At 43.9% G+C, this 2,651-nt stretch carries 1 protein-coding gene; it reads left to right on the top strand.

Annotation, left to right across the window (positions count from 1 at the left end; genetic code table 11):
* On the top strand, positions 1 to 2,651 hold a 2,651-nt coding region (locus E4635_RS15630), incomplete at both ends, for a condensation domain-containing protein (protein ID WP_169630289.1).

The raw sequence follows: 2,651 nt of genomic DNA, 5'->3' as shown, positions 1-2,651 counted from the left end.
ATCGCTTTCCGCAGATTTGGGAAAAACGGTGGTATACGGTTCTTTATTAGGCGGCGGCACGTTGTATGGTTTCTCAAAACCGATGCTGATGGATGCCGAAAACCTTCGGGATTACATCACTTCACAAGCCATCGACTGCATCAAGATTGTCCCATCACACTGGAAAGCCCTATCAGGCACAGAAGAAGTATTGCTTCCGTCCTCGATGATTATTTTTGGAGGCGAAGTATTACCGGTAGACATCATAAGCCGTTTGCACGAACATTCCAACACTATAGCAATCGTAAACCATTATGGCCCTACGGAGACTACCATCGGGAAATTGCTCCACCAGGTCTCACGTGCAGAAGAGTACGTGCAGGTTCCTATCGGGAAACCGTTCTCTTCCACACAGGCTTATATCGTTACCGAATCCCTGGAATTATGCCCGCTGGGCTTGGCCGGAGAACTGGTTATAGGCGGTTTGGGCGTTGCCAAAGGCTATGTGAACAACCAGGAACTTACAAGCAAACAATTCATCCCGAACCCTTTTGGAGAAGGCTTGTTATACCGCACGGGCGACAAGGTCCGGATGCGCAAGGATGGCGAAATTGTCTTTTTGGGCCGTATCGACGACCAGGTCAAAATAAGGGGTTACCGTGTGGAACCGAATGAGATTGCGACAGTCATCCTGGGCCATGCTTCTGTTGACCAATGTATCGTCCTGGCAGATGAAGACAGCAACGGATACAAACGTTTGGTGAGTTATTTGGTACCAAAAACAAATTATAAGGAAGACGACCTGAAAGCTTTTTTACAGTCCCGACTGCCGGATTATATGATCCCGGGCATCTACATCGAACTGGAGGAAATGCCACTGACAGGCAATGGGAAAATCGACCGTAAATCGCTCCCGAGCCCTAAAGGATACGAAAGTACCCAGACATACGAAGCGCCAAGAAACCCGCTGGAAGAGGACCTTTGCGAAATCTGGTCTTCGTTGTTCAATGTGGAAAAGGTAGGTATCAATGACGATTTCTTTGCTTTGGGCGGACATTCCATTTTAGCAATCCGATTGATTTCGGAAATAAAAAACATAAAAGCGATTGAAATCTCTATAACCGATTTGTTTGAAAACCCGACCATTGCGATGCTTTCTTCTTTCATTTCAGGCGAATGCCAAGAAGACGAAACATTCATTATCAATCCGCAGGAAAGACCGGAGAGGATTCCGCTGTCCTTTGCCCAGGAACGTTTATGGTTTATTGACAACTGGAAAGGAAGCTTGCCATACCACCAACCGGCCTTGTTCAGGATAAAAGGGAAAATAGATCCGAAAACCCTCGAATATGTATACCTGAAAATTATCGAAAGGCACGAATCGTTACGAACGGTTTTCTTAAGTGAAGACGGAATCCCGCATCAGCAAATCATGCCGGCTACACATTGGAAGCTCGATTATGTGACAAGATTCGAAGGTTTGGATGCCTCAAAGGAATTGGAAGCCTATATCGAGGAACAAATGTTTTCTCCGTTTGATTTGTCTCGGGATTTTATGCTTCGGGCCAGTTTGGTAAAAATATCCGAGGAGGAATACTTGTTATTGAACGTAAGGCACCACATTGCTTCAGACGGATGGTCTTTGTCTTTGCTAATCAATGAGTTTGTCGAAATATACAAATCCAGGATCCAGAATGTAGAACCAGTTTTGCCGGAATTGAAAATCCAATATGCGGATTATTCCATCTGGCAGCGGAACAATTTTGAAGGAGAAAAATTCAGTGAGAAAATCAACTATTGGGAACAAAAATTAAAAGGCCTGGAAGTCCTGGAGATGCCAACAGATTTTGAAAGGCCTGCCATCCAAAGTACAAAAGGATCTTACGAACGTTTTTTCATCGAAGAAGAAATAACCAACCAGCTTAAGGATATTGCCCAAAATGAGAAGACAACCCTTTACATGCTGCTGATTTCTGTCTACAAAGTGCTTTTTTACCATTATACAGGCCAGACCGATATTTGCATCGGAACGACGGTATCAAACAGGGAGAACAAGGACCTGGAACCATTAATCGGATTCTTTGTCAATACTTTGGCATTGCGGACGCAATTTGACAAAACGGTTTCTTTTACCGAATTGTTGAAGCTGGTTAAAACCACAGTGCTTGAAGCATACGAACATGTGGCGGTGCCTTTTGAAAAAGTGGTCGATAAAATCGAAACCGGAAGGGATAGCAGCAGGACGTCATTATTCCAGCATTTGTTCGTTTATAACAACAATCCTGCCCCAGAAATCAAGCTCTTTGACGATATAGAAATATTGAACGAACCATTTGCTTCCGAGGATGAGATTGCCAAGTTTGATATTACATTTTTTGTCCACGAAGAAGGAAACGGCCTGTCGGTCAATATAAATTATTGTACGGACCTTTTTACGAAAGAGAAAATGGAACACATGAGAAATCATTTCATGGCTCTGCTAAAAAGCGTTATACAAAACAAGGAAAGCGAAGTCCACAAACTGGCATACCTTACAGAAAGCGAACGCACCGACCTATTGCGTCTGTACACTCCGGCTCCTTTTGAAGAATCTTCTGCCACAATCCTGGATTTGTTCCAATTGCAAGTGGCCAAAAACCCTGAAAAGGCAGCGTATGTTTTCGGTTCATATT

The organism is Flavobacterium humi, assembly GCF_004745595.1.
GTDB classification, from domain to species: Bacteria; Bacteroidota; Bacteroidia; order Flavobacteriales; family Flavobacteriaceae; genus Flavobacterium; species Flavobacterium humi.
This window is presented reverse-complemented; position numbering and strand designations above follow the sequence as displayed.